The sequence below is a fragment of the Rhodococcus sp. EPR-134 genome, from assembly GCF_001647205.1.
GTDB lineage: Bacteria > Actinomycetota > Actinomycetes > Mycobacteriales > Mycobacteriaceae > Rhodococcus_F > Rhodococcus_F qingshengii.
This window is the reverse complement of the sequence record NZ_LVCT01000691.1, coordinates 1-2,554: the sequence shown is the minus strand read 5'-3', so window position 1 is coordinate 2,554 and position 2,554 is coordinate 1. Positions and strand designations below refer to the sequence as shown.

The 2,554-nt window shown below is 59.5% G+C and carries 5 protein-coding genes; 1 reads left to right on the top strand and 4 read right to left on the bottom strand.

Annotated features, from left to right (window positions below):
• The first annotated feature begins 144 nt into the window (after positions 1–144).
• Positions 145–390 (top strand): hypothetical protein, encoded by a 246-nt coding sequence (locus A2J01_RS36140; RefSeq protein ID WP_156519450.1) that lies wholly within the window; start codon positions 145–147, stop codon positions 388–390.
• A 7-nt stretch (positions 391–397) separates the two neighbouring features.
• Here the strand turns inward: A2J01_RS36140 and A2J01_RS37100 are convergent, their stop codons facing one another.
• The 4 genes from A2J01_RS37100 to A2J01_RS30355 all read right to left on the bottom strand — a co-directional run bounded on the left by A2J01_RS37100 (position 398) and on the right by A2J01_RS30355 (position 1,936).
• Positions 398–694, bottom strand: a complete 297-nt coding sequence (locus A2J01_RS37100; protein ID WP_064114222.1) for a hypothetical protein — start codon at positions 692–694, stop codon at positions 398–400.
• 77 nt (positions 695–771) lie between these two features.
• Positions 772–1,359 carry a hypothetical protein gene (locus A2J01_RS30365; protein WP_064114221.1) on the bottom strand — a complete coding sequence of 196 codons (588 nt, stop codon included), beginning with the start codon at positions 1,357–1,359 and terminating at the stop codon, positions 772–774.
• 122 nt (positions 1,360–1,481) lie between these two features.
• A complete protein-coding gene (locus A2J01_RS30360) occupies positions 1,482–1,727 on the bottom strand; it encodes a hypothetical protein (protein WP_064114220.1) in 246 nt (81 codons plus the stop codon).
• 5 nt (positions 1,728–1,732) lie between these two features.
• Positions 1,733–1,936, bottom strand: coding sequence for a three-helix bundle dimerization domain-containing protein (locus A2J01_RS30355; protein ID WP_064114219.1), 204 nt, complete (start codon positions 1,934–1,936; stop codon positions 1,733–1,735).
• Positions 1,937–2,554: the final 618 nt, after the last annotated feature.

Here is a 2,554-nt window from a genome sequence, read left to right as displayed (position 1 = left end):
TTTCGGGGTTCGGGCTGCTCATCGGTGGTGCTCGTTTCATGCCCTCAGTGAGTGATCTCGGTTGCCTCCGAGTGTCTCACTAAATCCTGACAGAGAGGGCTTCTTCTCCAGCATCCGGAGAAGGAGATCTACGGGTATCGGGTCATGGACGCGCTGGAGTATTCGAGTGGAAAGACTTATCGCATTCTCGCCCGGCTGACGGGAGCTAATTGGTTGATCCGCCACGATCCAGGAGTGGATGGCGTGTCAGGGAAGCCTCGCGTGACGTACTCGATCGCTCCATCGGCGCGTACCACCATCAAGGCAGCGTTGGCGGACGCCCGCGAGCGTGAACGGCGTGGGAGCAGGTTCCGAGCGCACGGACCGCGGCTGCCACCTTCGATCGAGTAAAAGACGTTCAGGTGGCCGGCACTTCGGTGATGGCGTCGGCGGTCACGAGCATGTCGATTTCGACGAGGTTGGTTCCGCCGGCATCGGTAACGCGCACGGTTACCCCGGCCAACCATTGTCCGTCGTGCATTTTGACCCAAAACTGTTGAGCTGCATCAAGATACCCGGACATGTAGAGCGCGGACGTTTTCACCCGCATGCTCACATGATCGGCGCGCGAGGCTCCCCCACGTCCGAGCGGGAGCGCGCGGCCGATGTCTTGTGCACTACTGGACAGTGACCAGTAGCACGAAGACCACATCATCGGACACAGGTCGAGACAAACGAAAGATACGAGGCCACCGCACGGAGGATCCGCCGCCGACGTGAATCGGGGCTGAACTATGTACGAAAGCCGCGGTCTTCGTCGCGCGCGAGTTCCGGTTCGAAGGGGGTGAACCAATCCTCGGGATCGAGGTTGACCCCATCTGATATCGGTTCTGCCCAGAATAGTGTCAGCACGTCATGGTCCTGGAACAGGTAATCGAGCGGGCCGTCCCAATCATCGTCATTCTTGTGCGCGGGCAGATGTGTGAGTTCTTCGACGAACCGGTCCGAGATCATGGCGGTACGGGCGCGGCCGATGATCAGACGCAGCGCCATTTCCTCGCCGGTACAGCGAGGTTCGGGATCGAGGCCCGCAGCGGCGTCGGCGGAAAGATCATCGAATGAGCGAGCCATGGTGCGTCGCCATGTCGCATCCTGAGTCCAGGTGCATTCCGGAAGGTCCGCCAACACCGCACACCCGGAACCTGGTTGAACGGGGCGATTACCGAGCAGGTGTGCGTCAGCAAACACCGCATCCGCCAACTCTGTCGCCACCCGAGCCACGACAACGCACTGGCGCGGAGTCAACGTCTGCGCATCCGGATCAAAAGTTTCGTCGAAATCTGGGTCGTCGTCATCGTCGAGGTCCGGGACCAGATACATGCCCCGAAGAGTAGACCGCAACCGGTTGATCCGTCTCGTCCAACGACCACCCCTTTGACTCTTGGGATCACAGTCCTCTGTGCTCGGCAACGCGCTGTGAAGCTTCTTGTCGATAGTGCTGGTCACAGGGTCGGGAAACGATCGGTGAGCTGCTTGACCAGTCGATGCACCCCGTGCAGTTCTTTTCGCAGCATGATTGCATCGGTACGAGCTACCGACGTCGTCGTCAGATTTCCGTTCACACGGGAATTTCGTTCGAGACGCACGGCTGCCTCGATGCGCGCGGAGAGGTCGTCGATCTCCGCATTCAACAGCGCCAGAAACACTCTCGCCTGTGCAATGTCGGAGTCTTTGTCTGCGGTCGGCACGCTCGTTACGAGGTGACCAGCGACGAGAGTTTCTCTTTCGCCATGCGCTCTACGAGCAGAGGAACGAAATCCCGTATCCGGTGCCCGGCAAAGTGAGCATGGGCGGACTCCACCGCCCCCGCTACAGCTTCTGCCGACACCGAGGGAAATTTCGCGGTCAACCGAGTGAGCGTCTGACCGATCAGGCGGTCTTCCTCGTCGTTCGTCATCTGTCAATGATGCGCCCAAAGCTCCGTCAGCTCCACAGGAGAGGACAGTGCCGATCCGTTCCGCCAAGGAACCATTCTCCAGCCATGAGCCGGGGAGAGAACTTACTTGCTGGTGCGTCGAAGCGGTGGTCAGTCCAGGGCGGCGCACGCGATGCACCACGCTCTGCCGTCAACACCAATCGTTCGATGTTCCGGCGCAATACTGGCGGCCAGAATGCACTCCGTGTTGTCGTGGTAGACACCGAGCGTGCTGGCCTCTGTCGAATGAAACGCTGACACCTTCATCGCTACCTTGCTTCCCTGACCGTCCGGCAGGTGGAGGTCTCGCAGGTAAGCGTGTCACCACCCTCGGAATCTCTCCATTCGAATGCCACCAGTCTCGAAAGGCGCCACTGTCGTTTCTGCTCGTCTTGACCGGGCGCTGGTGCAAATGTCCGTGTGAGGACGTTTGCCGACAATGGTGGGGACCCGCCGAAAGTATGAACTTTGACGAATCGGCACCCCAGTGACCTGGCATTAAGAGCGTGTCTCATGTGGGTGAAGTGACGTGTGGGACATAATACGGTTCGTGGTGGATGATTTGTCTTTGCGTTTGGTGCCGGATGCCTTGTGGGAGAT

What these genes read in the sequence shown, in the direction of transcription:
- A2J01_RS36140 (WP_156519450.1), top strand. Translation starts at nt 145, where the DNA reads ATGGACGCGCTGGAGTATTCGAGTGGAAAGACTTATCGCATTCTCGCC.
- A2J01_RS30365 (WP_064114221.1), bottom strand. Translation starts at nt 1,359, where the DNA reads ATGTATCTGGTCCCGGACCTCGACGATGACGACGACCCAGATTTCGAC.
- A2J01_RS37100 (WP_064114222.1), bottom strand. Translation starts at nt 694, where the DNA reads ATGATGTGGTCTTCGTGCTACTGGTCACTGTCCAGTAGTGCACAAGAC.
- A2J01_RS30355 (WP_064114219.1), bottom strand. Translation starts at nt 1,936, where the DNA reads ATGACGAACGACGAGGAAGACCGCCTGATCGGTCAGACGCTCACTCGG.